General features: G+C 68.3%; 22 protein-coding genes. 6 read left to right on the top strand and 16 right to left on the bottom strand.

The features are described from left to right. Positions 1-3: 3 nt before the first annotated feature. The 6 genes from ACX80I_RS10710 to ACX80I_RS10685 form a co-directional block, all read right to left on the bottom strand. Entirely contained in the window at positions 4-1287 is a 1284-nt protein-coding gene (locus tag ACX80I_RS10710; protein WP_459345097.1) for an ABC transporter permease, read from the bottom strand. After that, positions 1284-2672, bottom strand: coding sequence for an ABC transporter permease (locus tag ACX80I_RS10705; RefSeq protein WP_459345096.1), 1389 nt, complete (start codon positions 2670-2672; stop codon positions 1284-1286). The genes ACX80I_RS10710 and ACX80I_RS10705 overlap by 4 nt, the downstream gene beginning before the upstream one ends. Beyond that, a complete protein-coding gene (locus ACX80I_RS10700; protein ID WP_459345095.1) occupies positions 2669-4213 on the bottom strand; it encodes an ABC transporter ATP-binding protein in 1545 nt (514 codons plus the stop codon). The genes ACX80I_RS10705 and ACX80I_RS10700 overlap by 4 nt, the downstream gene beginning before the upstream one ends. 150 nt (positions 4214-4363) lie before the next feature. Further along, positions 4364-5476, bottom strand: coding sequence for a BMP family lipoprotein (locus ACX80I_RS10695; RefSeq protein ID WP_459345094.1), 1113 nt, complete (start codon positions 5474-5476; stop codon positions 4364-4366). Between the two features lie 254 nt (positions 5477-5730). Continuing rightward, on the bottom strand, positions 5731-6936 hold the full coding sequence (locus ACX80I_RS10690) for an amidohydrolase (protein WP_459345093.1): 1206 nt from the start codon (positions 6934-6936) through the stop codon (positions 5731-5733). A 75-nt stretch (positions 6937-7011) separates the two neighbouring features. Further along, positions 7012-8151 (bottom strand): mannose-1-phosphate guanylyltransferase, encoded by a 1140-nt coding sequence (locus ACX80I_RS10685; RefSeq protein WP_459345092.1) that lies wholly within the window; start codon positions 8149-8151, stop codon positions 7012-7014. 382 nt (positions 8152-8533) lie between these two features. Between ACX80I_RS10685 and sdhC the strand changes: the two genes are divergently transcribed. The 4 genes from sdhC (at position 8534) to ACX80I_RS10665 (ending at position 12040) form a co-directional block, all read left to right on the top strand. After that, a complete protein-coding gene (sdhC, locus tag ACX80I_RS10680) occupies positions 8534-8917 on the top strand; it encodes a succinate dehydrogenase, cytochrome b556 subunit (protein WP_087074914.1) in 384 nt (127 codons plus the stop codon). 4 nt (positions 8918-8921) lie between these two features. Next, complete coding sequence (locus tag ACX80I_RS10675) at positions 8922-9389, top strand: succinate dehydrogenase hydrophobic membrane anchor subunit (RefSeq protein WP_459345091.1); 468 nt, start codon at positions 8922-8924, stop codon at positions 9387-9389. Positions 9390-9476: 87 nt separating this feature from the next. Beyond that, positions 9477-11255 (top strand): succinate dehydrogenase flavoprotein subunit, encoded by a 1779-nt coding sequence (gene sdhA / locus ACX80I_RS10670; protein ID WP_459345090.1) that lies wholly within the window; start codon positions 9477-9479, stop codon positions 11253-11255. Further along, positions 11255-12040, top strand: coding sequence for a succinate dehydrogenase iron-sulfur subunit (locus ACX80I_RS10665; RefSeq protein WP_459345089.1), 786 nt, complete (start codon positions 11255-11257; stop codon positions 12038-12040). Before sdhA ends, ACX80I_RS10665 begins: the two co-directional genes overlap by 1 nt. A 119-nt stretch (positions 12041-12159) precedes the next feature. On the opposite strand, the gene ACX80I_RS10660 is transcribed toward ACX80I_RS10665, so the two are convergent. The 5 genes from ACX80I_RS10660 to ACX80I_RS10640 all read right to left on the bottom strand — a co-directional run bounded on the left by ACX80I_RS10660 (position 12160) and on the right by ACX80I_RS10640 (position 16245). Further along, the gene (locus tag ACX80I_RS10660) at positions 12160-13248 is read right to left on the bottom strand and encodes a YihY/virulence factor BrkB family protein (protein ID WP_459345088.1); all 1089 of its coding nucleotides are present in this window, start codon (positions 13246-13248) and stop codon (positions 12160-12162) included. Beyond that, entirely contained in the window at positions 13223-13750 is a 528-nt protein-coding gene (locus ACX80I_RS10655) for a 2'-5' RNA ligase family protein (RefSeq protein ID WP_459345087.1), read from the bottom strand. The genes ACX80I_RS10660 and ACX80I_RS10655 overlap by 26 nt, the downstream gene beginning before the upstream one ends. A gap of 75 nt (positions 13751-13825) precedes the next feature. Beyond that, on the bottom strand, positions 13826-14866 hold the full coding sequence (gene trpS / locus ACX80I_RS10650) for a tryptophan--tRNA ligase (protein ID WP_459345086.1): 1041 nt from the start codon (positions 14864-14866) through the stop codon (positions 13826-13828). 16 nt (positions 14867-14882) lie between these two features. After that, entirely contained in the window at positions 14883-15716 is an 834-nt protein-coding gene (locus ACX80I_RS10645; protein WP_459345085.1) for an exodeoxyribonuclease III, read from the bottom strand. A 43-nt stretch (positions 15717-15759) separates the two neighbouring features. Further along, on the bottom strand, positions 15760-16245 hold the full coding sequence (locus tag ACX80I_RS10640; protein WP_459345084.1) for a hypothetical protein: 486 nt from the start codon (positions 16243-16245) through the stop codon (positions 15760-15762). A 169-nt stretch (positions 16246-16414) separates the two neighbouring features. On the opposite strand from ACX80I_RS10640, the gene ACX80I_RS10635 reads away from it, so the two are divergent. After that, positions 16415-17188 carry a GVDTG sorting domain-containing protein gene (locus ACX80I_RS10635; protein ID WP_459345083.1) on the top strand — a complete coding sequence of 258 codons (774 nt, stop codon included), beginning with the start codon at positions 16415-16417 and terminating at the stop codon, positions 17186-17188. Positions 17189-17198: 10 nt separating this feature from the next. Next, a complete protein-coding gene (locus ACX80I_RS10630) occupies positions 17199-17906 on the top strand; it encodes a class F sortase (RefSeq protein ID WP_459345082.1) in 708 nt (235 codons plus the stop codon). A gap of 23 nt (positions 17907-17929) precedes the next feature. On the opposite strand, the gene ACX80I_RS10625 is transcribed toward ACX80I_RS10630, so the two are convergent. The 5 genes from ACX80I_RS10625 to ACX80I_RS10605 form a co-directional block, all read right to left on the bottom strand. Then, complete coding sequence (locus tag ACX80I_RS10625; RefSeq protein ID WP_459345081.1) at positions 17930-18763, bottom strand: ABC transporter permease; 834 nt, start codon at positions 18761-18763, stop codon at positions 17930-17932. Beyond that, complete coding sequence (locus tag ACX80I_RS10620; RefSeq protein ID WP_459345080.1) at positions 18760-19629, bottom strand: ABC transporter permease; 870 nt, start codon at positions 19627-19629, stop codon at positions 18760-18762. The genes ACX80I_RS10625 and ACX80I_RS10620 overlap by 4 nt, the downstream gene beginning before the upstream one ends. Further along, positions 19622-20563 (bottom strand): ABC transporter ATP-binding protein, encoded by a 942-nt coding sequence (locus tag ACX80I_RS10615; protein ID WP_459345079.1) that lies wholly within the window; start codon positions 20561-20563, stop codon positions 19622-19624. Before ACX80I_RS10615 ends, ACX80I_RS10620 begins: the two co-directional genes overlap by 8 nt. 63 nt (positions 20564-20626) lie before the next feature. Beyond that, complete coding sequence (locus ACX80I_RS10610; RefSeq protein WP_459345078.1) at positions 20627-21523, bottom strand: bifunctional methylenetetrahydrofolate dehydrogenase/methenyltetrahydrofolate cyclohydrolase; 897 nt, start codon at positions 21521-21523, stop codon at positions 20627-20629. Continuing rightward, complete coding sequence (locus ACX80I_RS10605; protein WP_459345077.1) at positions 21495-21671, bottom strand: hypothetical protein; 177 nt, start codon at positions 21669-21671, stop codon at positions 21495-21497. The genes ACX80I_RS10610 and ACX80I_RS10605 overlap by 29 nt, the downstream gene beginning before the upstream one ends.

Genomic DNA, 21671 nt, shown 5'->3' with positions numbered 1-21671 from the left:
GTCCTAACCCTTGATGTACGGGATGCCGCTGGCGCCCGGTGCCCTCGACCGGCCCACGAGGCCGGCGACCGCGAAGACCGTGACCACGTAGGGCAGCATGCGCAGGAACTGGTCCGGCACCGGCGTGCCGAGGAGGCTCAGCACGTTCGAGAGGTTCGTCGCGAAGCCGAACAGCAGTGCCGCGAAGAACGCCCCGATGGGATTCCAGCGGCCGAAGATGAGTGCCGCCAGTGCGATGTAGCCCTGGCCCGCCGTCATGTCCCGGCCGAAGCCGGAGACGGCCACGAGCGTGAAGAAGGACCCTCCGACGCCTGCCACGACTCCGGCGAGGAGCACGTTCAGGAAGCGCATCCGGTTGACGTTCACGCCGAGGGTGTCGGCGGCCTTCGGGTGCTCGCCGACCGCGCGGGTCCGCAGGCCCCAGCGTGAGTGGTACAGGGCCACGTAAATGACGGCGACCGCGATGTACATGAGGTAGCCCACGATGGTCTGCTGGAAGAGGATCGGGCCGATCACGGGGATGTCCGCGAGGAGCGGGATCTCGATCACGGGCAGGCGCGGCGGCGAGTTCCAGCGCTCGGAGTCCTCGCTGAGGACGGCGGAGAACAGGAAGCCCGTGAGGCCCGAGACCAGCACGTTGAGCACGACGCCGACGATCACCTGGTTCACGACGTAGCGGATGCTGAAGACCGCGAGGACGAGCGACACCAGGACGCCCGCGACGGCGGCGGCGAGCAGGCCGACGAAGGCGCTGCCGGACAGCGACGCCGCGACGGCCGCCGCGAAGGCGCCGAAGAGCAGCTGGCCCTCGATGGCGATGTTGACGACGCCGGACCGCTCGCAGAGGACGCCCGAGAGCGAGCCGAAGATCAGTGGCACCGCCAGCGTGACGGAGCCCGCGAGCAGCCCATAGAGGGCGACGTTCGGAGTGCGGGCGCTGCCCACCACCCAGGTCAGGAACGCGATGAGGAACAGGACCGCGAAGACGGCCGGCACCCAGGCGGGAACCTTCCGCCGGGCGCGGGTACGCAGGATCGCGAGGACGGCGAGGGCGATCATGGCGATCGCCGCGAGCCACCCGATCAGCGGTGCGGACACCACGATCGACGGCAGGACGATCGGATCGTTCTCCTCGGACAGCCGGAAGGTGACGTCGTTGCCCGGCGCCCCGAGCGCGAACACGAGGAGCGCGAAGAGGGCGACGACGGAGAGGATGATCGGGTTCTTCCAGCTCCGCACGGTGGCGTCGCCGGTGCCGCGGGCGGGCGCGGTGGTTGCTGTGCTCATGCTGCTGCTCCGGTCGAGGCTGGCGTGCGGGTCGTGGTGCCGCCCTTGCCGGCGCGCGGGACTCCGGGCGCCGGGAGGCGGAACAGCGCGCGGACGAGCGGCGGCGCTGCGATGAAGAGGACGATGAGCGACTGGACCACGAGGACGATGTCGATGCTCGTACCCGTGGAGGCCTGCATCGCGACGCCCCCGGCGCGGAACGCGCCAAAGAGGATGCCTGCCGCGAACGTGCCCCAGGGCGAGGAACGCCCGAGGAGCGCGACCGTGATGGCGTCGAAGCCGAAGCTCGCGGCCACACCCGAGGTGAGGACCTTCTCGGTGCCGGACACCTGGGCAACCCCGGCGAGTCCGGCGAGCGCACCGGCGATGGCCATGGCGAGGATGTAGCCCTTGCTGACGTTCACGCCCGCGGTGCGGGCCGCGCTGGCGTTGGCGCCGACGGCCCGGAGTTCGAAGCCCACCGTCGAGCGGTTGAGCAGCCACCACACGAGGACGGTGGCGAGGACGGCGACGACGAAGCCCCAGTGCAGGCGGAAGCCGGACCCCAGCAGCGGCGGGTACAGGGCCGACGCGTCGAGCTGGGGGCTGATCGGGTTCGTGGACCCCGGGCGCTGAAACGCCGGGGTGCTCAGGAAGTACAGGACCAGGTTCGTCGCGATGTAGTTGAACATGATCGTGAGGATGACCTCGTGGGCGCCGGTGCGGGCCTTGAGGAGTCCTACGAGTCCGGCCCACACGGCGCCGCCCACCATGCCCGCGAGGATCACGAGCAGCAGGTGGATGCCGGCCGGGAGGTGCAGCGTGAAGCCGACCCAACCGGCGAAGGTGGCGCCGATCAGGATCTGGCCCTGCGCGCCGATGTTGAACAGCCCTGCCCGGAAGGCCAGCGCCACGCCGAGGCCGGCGCAGATGAGCGGGGTCGCGACAGTCAAGGTCTGCGTCAGCGGGTAGATCATCTGGGAGAAGGACTCCCCGCGGACGTTGAAGACGGAGCCCTGGAAGAGCGCGATGTACGCACCCGACGCCGCTGTCCAGGCCGCGCCGAGTGTGTCCTGGGGGCGGCCGAAGAAGTACGACGACGCCCGTGCGACGTTCGGGTCGGTCAGGGCGATGAGGAGTCCGCCGAGGATCAGGGACAGCACCACGGACAGGAAGGCGACGAGCGCGTTCCCCGTCATGACGCGCTGCAGGAGCGTCGATTCCGGCGCGGGGCCGGCGCCGGCGGGGGTCGGCACGGCGGGCGGCGGGAGCTCCCCTCCGGCCGTCTCCACCGCGTTCTCGAGGCGTACCTCGTCCTGGCGCGCAGTGTCCTTCGCCTGCCGACGGGTCAGCGGAGCTCCGCCGTCGGGAGCCGGGGGTACCGGCCGGTCGTCCTGCGGGGTCACAGGGTTCCTCCTTGAACGTCGTGGGTCTGCGCGAGCGCTTCGTCGGCGGGCATGCCGGCCATCATGAGGCCGAGGACATCGCGCGACACCGTGCCGGGCACGATGCCCATGAGGCGCCCGCGGTAGAGCACTGCGATGCGGTCGGCCAGTTCCAGGACCTCGTCGAGTTCCGTGGAGACGATGATGACCGGCGTCCCGCCGTCGCGCTCGGCGACGATGCGCCGGTGCAGGAATTCGATGGATCCGACGTCGACGCCGCGCGTGGGCTGCGATGCGATGAACAGCTTGAGCGGTCGCGAGAACTCGCGGGCCATGACGACCTTCTGCTGGTTGCCGCCCGAGAGCGTGCCGGCGGCGGCGGAGGCCGACTGCGTGCGCACGTCGTACTCGGCGATCTTCTCGTCGGCGTTCTTCCCGATGGCCGCCGGGGACATCGACAGGCCCCGGGCGAAGGGGGCGTCGTCGTAGCGGTTCAGGATGAGGTTCTCGGCCACGGAGAAGGTACCGACGAGGCCCTCCACGCTGCGGTCCTCGGGGACGAACCCGACACCGGCGCGGATGACGTCCTTGACCTTGCGGCCGACGAGCTCGTTCCCGTCCAGAGTGATCGACCCGGTCACGTGGTCCTGGAGTCCCATGATGGCTTCGGTGAGTTCGGTCTGGCCGTTGCCCTGCACGCCGGCGATGGCGAGGATCTCGCCCTGTGCGACGTCGAAACTCAGGCCGTCCACCACGCGCTGGCCGTTGTCCGCCTGCACGGTGAGGTCGCGGACCCGGAAGGTGACCTCACCGGGCGTCGCCGGCTTCTTGTCGAGCGTCAGGCTGACGGAGCGCCCCACCATGAGGGATGCGAGTTCGGTGGTGGAGGCGCCGGGATCGGCGGTCCCCACGACCTTGCCGCGGCGGATCACGGTGATGACGTCGGACACGGCCTTGACCTCGCGGAGCTTGTGCGAGATGAAGACGATGGACTTGCCGTCCGCCGTGAGCTGCGCCATGATCCCGAGCAGTTCGTCGGTCTCCTTGGGCGTCAGGACGGCCGTCGGCTCGTCGAGGATCAGCACCTCGGCGTCGCGCACGAGGGCCTTGATGATCTCGACGCGCTGCTGCACACCGACCGGGAGGTCCTCGACCACGGCGTCGGGGTCGACGTCGAACCCGTACTGGTCCGAGATGCGGCGGATGCGGGTGCGGGTCTCCTGCAGGTTCAGCATGCCGCCGCCCCTGACGGCTTCATTGCCGAGGGCGACGTTCTCCGCGACGGTGAAGACCGGCACGAGCATGAAGTGCTGGTGCACCATGCCGATCCCGGCGGCCATCGCGTCCCCGGGGCCCCGGAAGGTCACGGGCTTGTCGTTGACGCGGATCTCACCCTCGGTGGGGTCGTACAGTCCGTACAGCACGTTCATGAGGGTGGACTTGCCCGCCCCGTTCTCGCCGAGCAGGCTGTGGACCTGTCCCGGTTCCACGACGAGGTCGATGGAGTCATTGGCAACGAGCGATCCGAAGCGCTTCGTGATGCCGATCAGTTCGAGTTTCACAACCCAGCCTGTTCTGTTCTGTTGTCTCCGGTGGAAGTCACCGGCAAGGATACCGGCTGCGGCTTCGGGGCACGCAGGCGGGACGAACGCGAACCGCCTTCCTCCCGCGGGGATCCGCGGGAGGAAGGCGGTTCGGTGGTGCTGTCGTGCCTACTTCGGGCTGGCCGCGGATTCGACCGTGATCTCACCGGAGATGATCTGGTCCTCCAGCTCGTCGAGCTTCGTCTGCAGGTCGGCGGGGACGTTGGCTTCCTGGTCGTGGAACGGAGCCAGGGCGACACCGCCGTTCTCCAGGGTGCCGACGTACGGGGTGCTGTCGAAGGTGCCCTCGACGTCGGTGCTGATGACGTCCTCGACGGCACCGCCCATGAGCTTCATGACGGAGGTGAGGATGAACTCCTCGGCCTTGCCGGCGGTCTCGTAGCCGTCGGAGTCGACCCAGACGGCCTTGACGTCCTTGCCGGCGGCGTTGGCCTCGATGACGGCGTCGAGCGTTCCGGACCCGACCGGACCGGCCACCGGCATGATGATGTCGGCGCCCTCGTTGATGAAGTTCTGGGTGTTGGTCTTGCCAGCGGCCGCGTCCTCGAAGTTGCCGACGAAGGTGCCGTTCTGGCTCTCCTTGTCCCAGCCGAGGAGCTGCACGTCGCCGCCGGTCTCCTCGTTGAAGTAGTCGACACCCTCGGCGAAGCCGTCCATGAAGATGGTGACCGTCGGGATGTTGATGCCGCCGTAGGTGGCCACCTTGCCGGTCTCGCTCGTCGCTGCGGCTGCGTACCCCGCGAGGAAGGCTGCCTGCGCCGTGTCGTAGATGATCGGCTTGACGTTGGGCAGGTCGATCGAGTTGTCGTCGATGATCGCGAAGTTGGACTCCGGGTTCGCCTCCGCGGCGGCCTTCGTGGTGTCGGCGAGCAGGAAGCCGACGGTGACCGTCAGGTTGCAGCCGCCCTTGACCATCGTGTCGACGTTCGGGCCGAAGTCGGTCTCGGCCTGCGACTCGGCCTGGTTGATCTTGATGCCGAGGTCCGCCTCGGCCTTCTTCAGTCCCTCGTAGCTGGACTGGTTGAACGAGCGGTCGTCGAATCCGCCGGAGTCGGAGACGATGCAGCCCAGGTAGTCGCTGTTCGCCTCGGCGCTCGCGCCACCGCCGGCCGAGTCCTCGGCCGGCGGCGCACCGCAACCGGAGAGGACGAGAGCCGATACGCCGAGAACGGCGGCGGACAGGCCTGTTCCGCGCGAAAATTTGCGCAGTGAGTTCTTCAAAATGCCTCCAGGAGAGAAATGCGCCACGGGGACGAATGCCAGTGAGTGTCCAACACGGGTCAGATGGACCCGAGGCTCTGTTTTCACCGGAAGACCGTGGCGCCGCGACACCGTCGGTGCAGCACGTATGCGAACATCCTAGAGGCTGGGTGACGGGGAGCACTACACGGAGATCCGGCCCGGCCCGATCGTTCGGATTTCGTTATCCTCCGCCCCCTCCCCGGGCGCCGTCCACCGGTGGCGGACGGGCCGGCTCAGGAGTGGCGCCCGAGCACGGCCTGCAGTGCGGCGGCTGCCATCACGCGGATCCCGCTCTCGATGGCGCGCTCGTCCGGCGCGTAGTCACCGCGGTGGAGGTCGTACGTCTCCCCGCCGGGCGTGCGTGTCCCGAGCCGCATCATGGCGCCGGGCACCTCCTGCGTCATCCAGGCGAAGTCCTCGCCGCCCATCGACTGCGGGGTCAGGACCACGGCCTCCGACCCGAGTTCCGCGCGTGCGGCGGCCTCGAGGAGTCCCGTCTCGGCCTCCTGGTTCACGACCGGCGGTACCCCGCGGATGTGCTCCAGCTTCACGTCGACACCGAAGGGGGCCGCGACCTCGCGCACGGCGCGGTCGAGCATCTCGCCCGCCGACTCCCAGGCCTCACCGTCCAGGCAGCGGAGCGTCCCCGACATGAAGCCGTGGGCGGGAATGGCGTTGGGCGCGGAGCCGGAATGGATCTGCCCCCACACCACGGACACCGCGCTGCGGACGTCGATACGGCGTGAGAGGACGGCCGGGACGTTCACGGCGATGGAGGCGAGCGCGAACACGAGGTCCTCGGTCAGGTGCGGGCGCGAGGTGTGGCCGCCGCGTCCGCTGAGCTCGACCCGGATGGTGTCGGATGCGGAGGTGATGGCTCCGATGCGCGTGCCGACGAGCCCGACGTCGATCCTCGGGTCGCAGTGCAGCGCCAGGATCCTCGGGATGCCGGTGAGGACCCCCTGGGCGATGACGTCGATGGCGCCGCCCGGCATCATCTCCTCGGCGGGCTGGAAGATGATCCGCACGGTCCCGGGAAGCGGCAGGTCGGCGTCCAGGTCCGCGAGCACGAGCGCGACGCCGAGCATGACGGTCGTGTGGATGTCGTGTCCGCACGCGTGGGTGATGCCCGTCGACTCCGACGCGTAGGGAAGCCCTGTCTCCTCGATGATGGGCAGGGCGTCGATGTCGGCGCGCAGGCCGATCCGGAGGGGCCCCTGGCCGATGTCCACGAACGCACCGGTACCCTCGAGGCGCTTGGGGGCGAGGCCTGCACGCTCGAGCCGGTCGACGATCAGATCCGTGGTGCGGTGTTCCTTGTAGGACAGTTCTGGGAGCCGGTGGATCTCGCGCCGGATCCCGATCAGCTCACCGAGCAGCGGCGCGAGGGCTGCCCCGATACGGGAGACCGGCGGACTCTGGTTGCTGGACGTTTGCACTCCCTCAGGGTACCGACCGCGGGCCCGTCGCCCTTCCACCGCTACGCCGACACGTCGTTGAGCTACGGACGCGCGCTAGAGGACGTCGGTGTCGCCGCTGGCGCGCAGCCGTTCCACGGCCTTCTTCACTTCCTGGGCGTGCTCCTTGGTGGTGACGAGCAGTGCGTCCGGGGTGTCGACGATGACGACGTCGTCGATGCCGATCAGTGCGATGACCCGCTTGGTGTCGGAGACGACGATGCCGGAGGCGTTCTCGGAGAACACGCGGGCGCCCTCCCCCATCACCCTGAGCTCGCTGTTCTCCTCCGCCGGGTTCAGGCGGCCGATGGCGGCGAAGTCCCCGACGTCGTCCCAGTTGAAGTCGCCGGGGATCATCGCGACGTCGCCGGACGCGGCAGCGGGCTCAGCGACGGCGTAGTCGATGGCGATCTTGGGCAGGGTGGGCCAGACACGGCGGGCTACCTCGACGCGGCGGGGGGTGTCCCAGGCCTCCGCGATCTCCATGAGCCCGCTGTAGAGCTCGGGCTCGTTGATGGACAGGTGCTTCAGCATCAGGTCGACCGGGGCCACGAACATCCCGGCGTTCCATGAGTAGTTGCCGCCCTGGAGGTAGCTGTCGGCGACCTCCTGCGAGGGCTTCTCCACGAACTCGACGACGGCGTGGGCGCTGGGAGCCCCCTCGACCGCGAGGGACTCACCCGCCCGGATGTACCCGAATCCCGTCGAGGCATGGGTCGGCTTGATCCCGATGGTCACGATGTAGCCCTGCGCAGCCGTGTGGATGGCCTCACGGACCACCTCCTGGAACACCTCGACCGGCGCGATCACATGGTCGGCGGCGAAGGACCCCATGATGATGCTCGGGTCCCGCTGGTGCAGGATCGCGGCGGCGAGTCCGATCGCAGCCCCGGAATCCTTCGGCTCGGCCTCGAGCACGAGGTTCAGGTCCTCGATCTCGGGAAGCTGCGCGAGGACGGCGCGCCGGTGCACGATGCCGGTGACGACCATGATGCGGCCGTCGCACAGCGGACGGAGGCGTTCGTAGGTCGCGCGGATCAGGGTGCTGCCCGAACCGGTGAGGTCGTGCAGGAACTTCGGCGCCGCCGCACGGGAGAGCGGCCAGAGGCGCGTGCCGGTGCCTCCCGCGGGGATGACGGCATGGAAGCGGTCCAGCACACTGTCAGGGGTCCGGGCAGCCGCCCTCTCTGTACTCATCGCACCACGGTAACCGACGACCGGAGGGAGACGGCATACCCTGCAGCCCCGGATTCGTCCAGACCCGCGTCCTGCCCCCCGCACTCCCCTGCCGCCGCAGGTAGTGCGACTCCCGGATTCTCCCTTACCGACGGCCTGTGGAGACCCGGAATCACCGACATCGGCGGGTATCAGGACGAGTAGCCGCGGGCATCGACGCGGGTATCGACAGGAGGAATCGACACTGCGGACGACGGGTGTCGGAGGTCACATGTGAGGGGCCCCTAAATTGAACCGGAACTGTCACCGGCCTAGATTATTCTTATCGGAAGAGTGCTGTCGCACCGGCGTAATCCCTGCGTATAACGCGCTAACGCCCATGCGATGCAGGGAGGTAATTTCAATGCCGAAGACACTGACACCAGCAGGCACCCTCTACCGTGGCCGGGAAGGCCAATGGTCCTGGGTGGCCCACCGCATCACCGGGGTAGTGATTTTCTTCTTCCTCCTCGTGCACGTCCTGGACACATCCCTCGTCCGCGTTTCGCCCGAAGCCTACGACGCCGTCATCGCGTCGTACAAGAACCCGCTCATGGGTCTCGGGGAACTCGGTCTCGTCGCCGCCATCATGTTCCACGCCTTCAACGGGATCCGCCTGATCCTCGTGGACTTCTGGAAGGACGGCCCCAAGTACCACCGCCAGATGCTCTGGGGCGTCGTGGGCCTCTGGGCGGTCGTCATGATCGCCTTCTCGATCCGCCATCTCTCGCACGTCTTCGGAGGTTAACACCATGGCTACCCCAACCATCGACAGCCCCCGTTCCGGTCGCGTCACCCCGGGCTACTCGCGCACGCCGGGATCGCGCGGCAACTTCGAGATGGTCGCCTGGCTGTTCATGCGCCTCTCCGGCGCCATCCTCCTCGTGATGATCACCGTCCACCTGTACGTGAACCTCGTCGCCGGGGACGGCATCACCGGTGTGGACTTCGGCTTCGTCGCCGGCAAGTGGGCCAACCCGATCTGGCAGGTCTGGGACCTGGTGCTCCTGTGGCTGTCCATGCTCCACGGCACCAACGGCGTCCGCGTGATCATCAACGACTACGCCGACAAGAACAGCACGCGCATGTGGCTCAAGGGAGTCCTCTACGCGGCGACCGTCGTCATCGTGGTCCTCGGCACCCTCGTGATCTTCACCTTCGATCCGTGCCCCGTCATCGACGGAGTCGCGCACGTGGCGGACTACTGCCCCGCATCGTAAGCCCTGCCGGACCTCGGCAGTTCCCGCATGACCGGCCCTGCGGGGCCCCGTCATGCACGACCGGTTTCAACAGAAAGAGCGACCAGCATGCAGGTCCACAAGTACGACGTCGTCATCGTCGGCGCCGGTGGCGCAGGGATGCGCGCAGCCATCGAGTCGGGGCAGCGTGCCCATACCGCCGTCCTGACGAAGCTCTACCCCACCCGTTCGCACACGGGTGCGGCTCAGGGCGGCATGTGCGCTGCACTCGCCAACGTCGAAGAGGACAACTGGGAGTGGCACACCTTCGACACCGTCAAGGGTGGTGACTACCTCGTCGACCAGGACGCGGCCGAGGTCATGGCCAAGGAGGCCATCGAGGCGGTCCTCGACCTCGAGCGGATGGGCCTGCCGTTCAACCGCACGCCCGAGGGGCGCATCGACCAGCGGCGCTTCGGCGGCCACACCCGCGACCACGGCAAGGCCCCTGTCCGCCGGTCCTGCTACGCAGCGGACCGCACCGGCCACATGATCCTGCAGACGCTGTACCAAAACTGCGTCAAGCACAACGTGGAGTTCTACAACGAGTACTACGTGCTCGACCTGCTGATGGTGGACCAGGAAGTCACCGTCGACGGCGTCACCCGCATCCAGAAGCGCGTGGCCGGGGTCGTCTCCTACGACCTCGCCTCGGGTGAGCTGCACATCTTCCAGGCGAAGTCCGTCGTGTTCGCCTCGGGCGGCGTCGGCAAGGTCTACAAGACGACGTCGAACGCCCACACCCTGACGGGCGACGGCATGGGCATCGCGTTCCGCCGCGGCATCCCCCTCGAGGACATGGAGTTCTTCCAGTTCCACCCGACCGGCCTCGCCGGCCTGGGCATTCTGCTGTCCGAGGCGGCGCGCGGCGAAGGCGCGATCCTCCGGAACTCGGAGGGAGAGCGCTTTATGGAGCGCTACGCCCCCACCATCAAGGACCTCGCACCGCGTGACATCGTGGCGCGTTCCATGGCGAACGAGGTCCGCGAGGGCCGTGGCGCCGGGCCGAACAAGGACTACGTCCTCCTCGACCTGACGCACCTCGAGCCCGCGCACATCGATGCGAAGCTCCCCGACATCACCGAGTTCGCCCGCACCTACCTCGGCGTCGAGCCCTACACGGAGCCCGTCCCCGTCTTCCCGACGGCGCACTACGCCATGGGCGGCATCCCGACCAACATCCAGGCCGAGGTCCTGGCGGACAACGACACCGTCGTTCCCGGGCTGTACGCCGCAGGCGAGGTCGCGTGCGTCTCCGTGCACGGGTCGAACCGCCTGGGCACCAACTCGCTCCTCGACATCAACGTCTTCGGCAAGCGCGCCGGCATCGCCGCCGCGCAGTACGCCCTGACGGCCGACTTCGTCGAGATCCCCGAGAATCCCGCGGCCGAGACCGAGCTGCTCCTCGACCGGGCACGCAGCTCGGAAGGCGGAGAGCGCGTCGCGCAGATCCGCAAGGAGCTCCAGGACGTCATGGACGCCAATGTCCAGGTGTTCCGCACCGAGCAGACGCTGCTCGAGGCGCTGCGCGTGATCGATACGCTGGAGGAGCGGTACACCCGTATCACCGTCCAGGACAAGGGCAAGCGATTCAACCTCGACCTGCTGGAGGCCGTGGAACTCGGGTTCCTCCTCGACATGGCGAAGGTCATGACCGCGGCGGCCCTGCACCGCAAGGAATCCCGCGGGGGTCACTTCCGCGAGGACTACCCAGAGCGTGACGACGAGAATTTCATGACCCATTCCATGGCCTACAAGGACCCGAGCGCCACCGAGACAAGCGGCGTCCGCCTTGAGACCAAACCGGTTATCTTCACCCGATACCAGCCCATGGAGCGCAAGTACTGATGAGCACCGAAACGATGGAAAAAGAGCCGGCCTCGAAGATCGAGCTCAGCAAGGACGTCGCCGGCGGAGAGATCCCCACGTTCGACGTCACCCTCAAGGTCCGGCGCTACAACCCGGAGGTCTCCGACGAGGCCCACTGGGACGAGTGGAAGCTGACCATGTACGGCACGGACCGCGTGCTGGACGCCCTGCACAAGGTCAAGTGGGAGCACGACGGCTCGGTGTCCTTCCGTCGGTCCTGCGCCCACGGCGTGTGCGGCTCCGATGCCATGCGCATCAACGGCCGCAACCGCCTGGCCTGCAAGACGCTGCTGAAGGACCTCGACACGTCCAAGCCCATCCTCGTGGAGCCCATCAAGGGCCTGCCGGTGGAGAAGGACCTGATCGTGGACATGGAGCCGTTCTTCCAGTCCTACCGCGAGATCATGCCGTTCCTGATCAGCAAGGGCCACGAGCCTGCGAAGGAGCGCCTGCAGTCCTCGGAGGAGCGCGACCGCTACGACGACACCACCAAGTGCATCCTGTGCGCCGCGTGCACGTCCTCCTGCCCCGTGTTCTGGACCGACGGCCAGTACTTCGGTCCCGCCGCGATCGTGAACGCGCACCGCTTCATCTTCGACTCGCGCGACGATGCCGGGGACATGCGCCTCGAGATCCTCAACGACAAGGAGGGCGTCTGGCGCTGCCGGACCACCTTCAACTGCTCGGAGGCCTGCCCGCGTGGTATCCAGGTCACCAAGGCCATCTCCGAGGTCAAGCAGGCCATCCTGACCCGCAAGGTCTGATCTCGCCACGAGCGAGGACGCACTCCAGCTGCCGAGAAGGGCGGCCCGCACCAGCGGGTCGCCCTTCCTCGTTCCCGGGGCCCCCTGGGCGCGTCGTTGCTGCGAGCAGGACGGGCGGGTCAGGTGGGAGGATTCCCGGTGCCGGGCTTCCGGCGGCTCCGCTGCCGTAGCGTGCCGCCCTTCGCGTGGTGCTCGCGCTCCGCCCTGGTGAGGGCGTCCGCCGACCCTACGGCACACCAGGCGGTCGCCAGCAGGTACACCTGGCTGAGGAGGAAGAACCAGATGAACAACGCCAGGATCACCGCGAAGGACAGCAGCAGCGGGTTGTTGCCGAAAGTGCCGAGGATCTGTGTCGAGAAAGTCCGCAACAGTGTCGTCCCGAGCCCCGCGATGATCGACCCCTGCAACAGGATCCCGCGCGGCATCTGGATGGCCGATGCCGAGTGGAACAGCACCACGGCCACGAGGATGTCCAGCAGGATCATCACGGCGAAGCCCGCCGCCTGCGTCAGCACCTGGCTCACTGCGGTGAGGTGGAGGATCGCCAGGAGAGCGCCCAACGAGTTGGTGGCGACGATACCCAGTCCCGTGGTCACGAGCATGATGACGCCGAGCACTGCGAGCGTGCCCAGATCCTTCAGCCAGACCACGACAGGCGGCGCCGCGACGGGCTGGAGGGCGAAGATCCCGCGCATCGCCTGGCGCATTCCTCCGATCCAACCGAGTGCCGTCACGAGCATCACGGCCGACGACACGACGATCGTCCAGCCCAGCCCACTGGTCGCATCGAAGAGACGGGCGGGGGTCACCAGTCCTCGCCCGTCCTCGCCCATGTCGATCAGTCCCGGCACCGCCCGGTCGAGGGCGTCCACGGAGAGGTCCCGGAGGTCCGCATCCGCCGTAACGACGATGCCGAGCGCGGCGAACCCCACGACCAGGAGTGCCGCGATGGCGAAGAACAGTCGGTATGCCAGCCCGGCCGCCATCAGCGGGCCCCGGCGCTCGTTGTACAGCAGCACCACCCGGACGGGTCGCAGGGTGTAGAAACGGCAGACGGCGAGGTCGAGCCGCGCCAGCAGGAGCTCGGAACCCCCGCTGCCCGAACGGTTCAGGCGGCCAAGCCGAACCTGCGCGTCGATGACCTTGCGCTGGAGGTCCGGGAGATTCGCCGGGGACGGCTGCTCAACCGGAGGTGGCTTCGGAGCCATCAGTGACTTCGCCAAAGTGCAGCTCCTCCCTCAGTTTCCAGAGTCCCGACGGCACGTGCTCGTACAGGCCCATGGACCGCACCTCGAACGAGGCCTCGAAGGCATGGAGCTCCTCGACCGCCGCATCCATCCCGGCCTCGGACACATCGTGCGCCACTGTGACGTGCGGATGGAAGGGGAAATCCAGGTCGCGTTCGAGGGGGCCCCTCTGGAGCTTCGAATGCAGGTCGACGCACTCGTCGAAGCCCTCGGCGAGGTTCAGGAACACCACCGGCGACACCGGGCGGAAGGATCCCGTGCTGTGCAGGCGCACCTCGAAGGGCCGCTGCTGCCGGGCGACGGCCCGCACGTGGTCGATGGTGGCGTCCCAGTCCGACGCCGGCGTCGTCGTGATGAGGGTGATGTGGGGCGGGACGACCGCCGCCAGGGGGTCGCCGAAGGACGCCCTCCACGCCTCCAGGTCGCCGGCGAGGGGTTCCGGGATCGGTATGGTGATCCCCACGCAGCTACCGCTCAGGCCGGAACGGGACGTGGCTGATGCCGCTCCGCTGGTCTGACCGGTGGGTGCACACATGGGTCAGCGGGCTCCGGCGGCAGGGAGGAAACCCACACGGGCATAGACGTCGGCGAGGGTGGGAGCCGCCAGCTCGCGTGCCTTCGCGGCGCCCTTCGCCAGCAGGCGGTCGAGCTCGGCGGGGTCGGACAGCAGTTCCTCCGCGCGGACCCGGACCGGCGTGAGCGCGTCCACGACGACGTCGGCGAGATCCACCTTGAGGTGCCCGTACATGCGGCCCGCGTAGTCCGCCTCGAGTTCGGCGATGCCCTTGCCGGACAGGGCCGAGTAGATCGCCAGCAGGTTCGAGATCCCCGGCTTCTCCGCGGAGTCGAAGCGGATCTCCGTGCCGGTGTCGGTGACCGCGGACTTGATGCGCTTGGCCGTGACCTTGGGGTCATCCAGCAGGTTGATCAGCCCGGCGGCCGACGAGGCCGATTTGGACATCTTCGCCGTCGGGTTCTGCAGGTCGTAGATCTTGGCGGACTCCTTCTGGATGAAGGGTTTCGGCACCACGAAGGTCTCACCGAAGCGCGAGTTGAAGCGCTGGGCCAGGTCGCGGCTCAGTTCGACGTGCTGCCGCTGGTCCTCGCCGACGGGGACGCCGTCGGGCTGGTAGAGGAGGATATCGGCGGCCTGGAGGACCGGGTACGTGAAGAGGCCCACGCTGGCGGCGTCCGTGCCCTGCTTCGACGCCTTGTCCTTGAACTGGGTCATCCGCGATGCTTCGCCGAACCCGGTGAAACAGTTCAGCACCCACGCGAGCTGGGCGTGCTCCGGGACGTGGGACTGCACGAAGAGGGTCGCCCTGTCGGGATCGACGCCGCCCGCGATGTACTGGGCGGCCGTGATCCGCGTGCGGTGGGCCAGTTCCTGCGGGTCCTGGGGCACGGTGATCGCGTGCAGGTCGGGGATGAAGAAGACGGCGTCGTACGTGTCCTGCAGGCGTACCCAGTGCACCAGGGCACCGAGGTAGTTGCCGAGGTGCAGGGAACCCGCGGACGGCTGCATCCCGGAGAGGATGCGCTGGCGCCGGTTCGAGCCCGGAGTCGGGGGGATTGTCATGAAGCTGTCCTGCACTCTAGATCTGGTAGTCGACGACGAGCGGCGCGTGGTCCGAGAACCGCGTGTCCCAGCTCGGCGCCCTGTCGACGTCGGCGGTCACCGCGCTCTTCGCGAGGGCCTGCGTGGCCATCTGGTAGTCGATGCGCCAGCCGGTGTCGTTGTCGAACGCCTTGCCCCGCCAGGACCACCAGGTGTAGGGGCCGTCGACGTCGCCGGCGAGGAGGCGGGCCACGTCCAGGAAGCCGCACTCGTCCGAGAAGAACCGGTCGAAGTACGCCCGCTCCTCGGGCAGGAAGCCGGCGTTCTTGACGTTGCCCTTCCAGTTCCGGATGTCGAACGGGGTGTGGCCGACGTTCAGGTCGCCGACCACGACGGCGTGGTCCGCGCCGTCCCGGAGCTGCGGCAGGCGGGTGGTCATGGCGTCGAGGAAGCGGTACTTGTCGTCCTGCTTCGGGGTGCCGACGTCGCCCGAATGGACGTACGCGCTCACGACCGTCAGGGTCGAGCCCTCCACGGTGAAGTCGGCCTCCACCCAGCGGCCGGCCGTGTCGAAGTAGCTGTCACCGATGGTGGTGCGCGTCGCCGTGGGCTCCTGGCGGGAGGCGATCGCCACACCCGCGCGGCCCTTCGCCTCCGCCTCGGTGTGCAGGATGTGCCAGCCGTCGCCCAGCAGGCTGCGGACCACGGCGTCGGGCGCCCGGACCTCCTGCAGGCAGAGGATGTCGACGTCCCGTCCGTCCAACCATTCCTGCATGCCGCGCTTGTAGGCGGCGCGGATTCCGTTGACGTTGACGGACGCGATGCGCAGCGGTTTCTGCGGAGGATTCGATGCCGGACTCACTCGATCCACCTTACCCCGGAGGGTTTTCCGATTCATCCCACGCGCGGGCGCGTCAGTCGACGACGGTGCCCTCGACGGGGCCTTCCGTCGAGCCCTTCATCATCGAGCGGGCGTTGTGCGAGGTGATCTCGATGGTCTCGAGCGCGCGCTCCACCATGCCCTCGTCCTTGCCGAGGTACTCCCGGACCACGCCGACCTGCACCTGGACGATCTTGAAGCTGTGGTCGAGCTTCATGTCCCGGGCCCGGTCCGCGGCGATGGGCGCGGTCGACCCCTGCCCCGACCCGCCGAACTCGCTGCCCTGGAGGCGAGCGGCGGCCTTCCGCGCCGCCGAGCGGAGGCTGAAGACCACGAAGCTGAAGATCAGGAGCCAGCCGAGGGAGATGATCACCACCAGCCAGCCGACGACGTCGTTCTGGTTCGCTGCGAAGACGACGGCGACCAGGAACACGACCAGCATGACGGCCATCCCGGCGCTGCCCATGCGCATGCTCAGACCCCGGCCCGCCGGCCGCCCAGTACTTCCTAATGACTGCATCCGACCATTCTCCCGTATGGCCCGGACTGCCCCTGTTCCTTCCACCGCGGGCGAACTTCCAGGCTTCTCGAAGATTCCTCCCATCTCCTCCCATCCGTGACCACGCTCACCCCGAAGTACTTCCACGCGCCCCACACGGCGCCTCATTCGCACAACGGAGGAATTTCCAATGAACAAGAAGATGCGTCTCCTCGCAGTACCTGCCCTCGCCATCAGCGCCGTCGCCCTCGCCGGCTCCCCCGCCATGGCAGCGGACGGCTCCTACTCGTCCACCTTGGGCCAGCTCAACGGCACCACGGGCACCGGCACGATCACCCTCGACGTCACGGGCGACAAGGCCATGGTCAACCTTCAGGTTTCCGGCCTCGCACAGACCTTCATGGACGCTCCGTACCCGCACGTCCAGCACATCCACGGTGGAGCGCAGGGCAAGTGCCCCACGCCTGCCGATGACGCCAACGGCGACGGCATCATCAACGTGGCCGAGGGCGTACCGGGCTACGGCGACATCCAGACCACGCTCACCACCTCCGGCGCGACCACCCCTGCCGAGGGCCTGAACCTTCAGCTCGGCGGTCAGGGCGGAACCTACTCCATCCAGCGTGAGATCACCCTGGATGCTGCCACCAAGGCCTCCCTCGAGGCCGGCACCGCCGTCGTCGTCGTGCACGGCCTGGATCCCGCCACCGCCGGTGTCTCCGAGGAAGTCTTCGCCGGCCCGTCGGAGATCGCCCCCGACCTGCCCCTCGGCGCGACCTCGCCCGCACTGTGCGGCACGCTCGTCGCGACCCAGATGGGTGCCATGCCCAATGGTGGGGCCGACACGGGTGTCGCCCAGGAGACCGGCTCCAACACCGGCATGATCGCCCTCGGCGGTGGCCTCGTCCTGGCAGCTGCAGCCGGTGGAACCTACGCAGTGCGCCGCCGCGCAACCAACGCATAATCCTGATCCCATGATCAGTGAAGTAACCGGCCACCGCTGGGGCCTCACGGCTCCGGCGGTGGCCGCTCTTTTCCTCCTTGCCGGCTGCGGTGCATCCCCGGCGGCGACGCCGGAGCCGTCGGCCGTTGCCAGCACCTCGGCCGCTGCGGCCCCCACCTCGTCTGCCGCCCCCACCTCGTCTGCCGCCGCTGCCCCGACTGCGACGTCGACGCCCGCCGCAACCCCCTCCACTCCTGCCGCGGCCCCGGCACAGCCGGCAGTGCTTCCCGCATCGGCACCGGTCACCCTGGAGATCCCGTCCATCGGTGTGCGCACCGACCTGGTTCGCCTGGGCCTGCGCGAGAACCGGAGCCTCGAGGTCCCGCCGGACGGCCCCGGTGCACCCGCCGGCTGGTACGACCGGTCCCCCACCCCGGGTGACCGTGGGCCGGCCGTGATGCTCGGCCACGTCAACGCGACCGACGGCGGCAAGGGCGTTTTCGCCGACCTCCGCGCCCTCAAGGCCGGCGACCGCATGAACGTGACCCGCGAGGACGGCACGACGGCGGTGTTCGAGTTCAAGCGCGGCGAGGCCTACCGCAAGGACGGGTTCCCCACCCTGACGGTGTACGGGAACACGCCCGGATCGGAACTGCGCCTCATCACCTGTGACGGCTACAACCCGGACACGGGCCTGTTCGACGACAACTATGTGGTCTACGCGACCCTGGTGCCCTGAGGCCTGGACCCTGGTGCCGAGGGCTACCTGAGGAAGAGCTTCCGCAGGCGTAGGGTGGTCAGCAGCATCCCCACGGCGATCATGACGAGGAAGTAGCTGAGGTGGAGGACGGCGGCCGGTGTGAACGAGGCGACGCTGATCTGGCGCAGCAGCTCCACGCCGTGCCACAGGGGCAGCGCCTGGATGAACCACTGGATGCCCTGCGGATAGACGCTGAGGGGGTAGAAGGTGGCGGAGAACAGGAACATCGGCAGCAGCACGAAGTTGACCCACTCCATCTGCTGGAACGTCTTCATGAAGCTGGTGATCCCCATGCCGAAGGACGCGAAGCCGAACGCGATCACCACCGACGCCGGGATCACGAGCAGGGCCACCGGGGTGGTGATGAGTCCCATCAGCGCCATCACCGCGGTGAAGCCCGTGGCGTACAGGGCGCCGCGCAGGAGGGCCAGGAAGATTTCCCCGATGGCGACGTCCAGGGGGCCGAGCGAGGTGTAGAGCATGCCCTGGTACAGCTTCGCGAAGTTCATCTTGAAGAACACGTTCCACGTGCTGTCGTACACGGCGCCGTTCATGGCGGATACGGCGAGCAGTGCGGGCGCGATGTAGGCCGCATAGCTGATCTCCTCGCCGTTCGGTCCCGTGACCGTGCCGACCAGCGCACCGAGTCCCACTCCCATGGAGAGGAGATAGAGGACCGGTTCGAAGAAGCCGGACACCATGATCAGCCAGTTGCTGCTGCGGGTGGCCAGGAGTCCCCGCGCGATCACGGCCTTCGCGTTGCGCGAATAGAGCGCGGCCATCGGCCGCTTCGACCCGCTGAGTGCGTAGTCCTTCGCGGTCAGTTGGGCGCTCATCGGCCCAGCCTCCTCGCGTAGACGGTGCGGGCCCTGCGCAGGCCGACGACGGCCAGGACCACCAGGAACAGCACGTGGACGACGGCGAGCTCCGGCGGCACGTCATACCCGTAGGTCAGCGCGCGGCCGAGCTCGGTCCCGTGCCACAACGGTGAGATCCAGCCGATCCAGCGCAGGAACAGCGGAAGGGTGTCGAGCGGGAAGAAGGTCCCCGAGAAGAGGAACAGGGGCGTCACGATGAAGCGCATCACGAGCGCGAACTGTCCCCTGTCCTCCTCGATGCCGGCCGAATAGGCCATCAGCGGGAGGCCGAAGGCGAGTCCGCTGAGCACGGCCACCGGAACGGCGACCACGCCGGTGGGCGACGGGGATGCGCCGAACGCCGCGACGATGAGGAAGTAGATCAGGGTGGTGGCCGTCAGCCGGGCAGTGATGGCGATGATGTGCCCGCGGACGATCTGGTCGGTGCTGAGGGGCGAGGCGTGCGGACCGTAGTAGACCCGCCGCCACTTGAAGCCGTCCATCACGGGGTAGGTGAACTCGGTCGCCGCGGTCATGATGGTCGCCGATGCCAGCAGGGCCGGGGCGATAAACGCCAGGTAGCTGACGCCGCCGAAAGCGCCGGCGGAGTTCTGGTCGACGAGCGTGGCGAGGCCCACCCCCATCGCGAACAGGTACATGACCGGCGTACCGACGCTGGAGGCGAGCAGGGTCCAGCGGTAGCTGTTCATGGCGCGCAGGACGTGCTCGGCGTAGTACCAGGAGCCGAACCTCCGGGCGCGCCGCGCGGACACCTCGGGCCGGTGCGCGGAGAGGCGGTACGGCGGGCTGGACTCCTGCACGGACGTGCCGGGATCGTCAGTCAACGAGGCTCCGTCCGGTCAGGCGCAGGAAGATGTCCTCGAGGGAGGACCGCCGTACGAGGGACGTGATTGGCCGGAGCCCGCGGGAGTTGACCTCTTCCAGCGCCGCCTCGCCGTCGTGCGCGTAGATCAGGACGCGGTCGGGCAAGGGTTCGAGGCGCTCCCCGATGCCCTGCAGCTCGGCCGCGACGGTGGTGTTGCGTTCGGATCCGAAGCGCAGCTCGAGCACCTCGCGCGTCGAGTGTTCGCGGATGAGCTGGGCCGGCGAACCCTCGGCCATGATCCGGCCCTTGTCGACGACCACGAGGCGGTCGCAGAGCTGCTCCGCCTCGTCCATGTAGTGCGTGGTGAGGATGAGCGTCACGCCAGATTCCTTGAGGCGGAACAGGCGGTCCCACAGGATGTGGCGGGCCTGCGGGTCGAGGCCCGTGGTGGGCTCGTCCAGCAGGAGGATCTTCGGCTCGTTGATGAGGGAGCGCGCGATGGTCAGGCGTCGCTTCATGCCGCCCGAGAGCGCATCCACCTTCGCCGCCGCCTTGTCCGTGAGCTGCGCGAACTCGAGCAGCTCGTCGGCCTTGGGTTTCAGGTAGCTCATCGGCAGGCCGAAGTAGCGGCCGTAGACGAGGAGGTTGTCCCGCACCCGGAGTTCCTCGTCGAGGTTGTCCTGCTGCGGGACGACACCGAGGTGCGCGCGCACCTCGGGGCCGTGCTGCTCCGGGTCGAGGCCCATGATGGTGAGCTCTCCGGAGGTGCGCTGCGACACGCCACCGATCATGCGCATGGTCGTCGACTTGCCGGCGCCGTTCGGGCCCAGGAGCCCGAAGGACTCGCCCGCCGGCACGTCGAAGGAGATCCCGTCGACCGCCCGGAAATCACCGTAGTGCTTGCTCAGCTTCCGGGCGGAGATCACCGGTGGTCCGGCGGGTATTGTCGACACCCGCCCAGCCTAGGCGAGAACTCCCGGCGGGAGAATCCACCGGGAGCCCTCGGACGGGTACGGCTAGGCGCGCGCCGCCTGGCGCTCGGCCGCCTCGACGACGTTGGCCAGGAGCATGGCGCGGGTCATGGGGCCCACTCCCCCGGGGTTGGGCGAGAGCCAGCTGGCCACCGACGCTGCCCCCGGGTCGACGTCGCCCGTGAGCTTCGCCTTGCCGGTGGCCGGGTCCTCGACCCGGCTGACGCCCACGTCGAGCACGATCGCGCCGGGCTTGAGCTGCTCGGCCCTGATCATGTGGGCGATGCCGGCAGCGGCGACAACGACGTCCGCCCGGCCGAGGTGGTCGGCGAGGTCGACCGTCCCGGTGTGCGCGAGGGTCACGGTCGCGTTGATCTGCTTGCGGGTCAGCAGCAGGCCCAGCGGACGCCCGACCGTCACGCCGCGTCCCACGACGAGCACGTTCCGGCCCTTGAGGTCGACGTCGTGGCGGAGCAGGAGCTCCACGATGCCGTGCGGGGTGCAGGGCAGCGGCGAATCCATCGGCGCGTTGACGTTCAGGACCAGCTTGCCCAGGTTGGTGGGATGCAGGCCGTCGGCGTCCTTCGCCGGGTCGATGCGGCCCAGGATGGCGTTCGTGTCGATGTGCGCCGGAAGCGGGAGCTGCACGATGTAGCCCGTGGTGGTGGCGTCGTCGTTCAGCTCGTCGAGGACCGCCTCGAGCTCCTCCTGCGTGATCGTGTCCGGCAGGTCCCGGCGCACGGACGTGATGCCGACCTCCGCGCAGTCGCGGTGCTTGCCGGCCACGTAGGAATGGCTGCCGGGATCGTCCCCCACGAGGACCGTCCCCAGGCCCGGTGTCACGCCTCGCTCGCGCAGTGCCGTCACGCGTTCGGCGAGCTCGGCCTTGATCTGCGCGGCGGTTGCCTTCCCGTCAAGAATGCGGGCTGTCGTCGTACTCATGCGATTCGTCCTTCTCGGAGTGCTTGTCCAGTTGCTCGAGCAGGAATGCCTTGCCGCGGTCGCAGCAGCCGGTGAAGCAGCACTCCTCGGTGGGGATGTCGAAGCCGGTCGACGCCGCGGCCTTCGATCGAAGGGCGCCTGGCGGCAA

The sequence above is a fragment of the Arthrobacter rhamnosi genome, assembly GCF_054510855.1.
The sequence above is the reverse complement of the archived record's forward strand: the minus strand, read 5'-3'. Positions and strand labels throughout refer to the sequence as shown.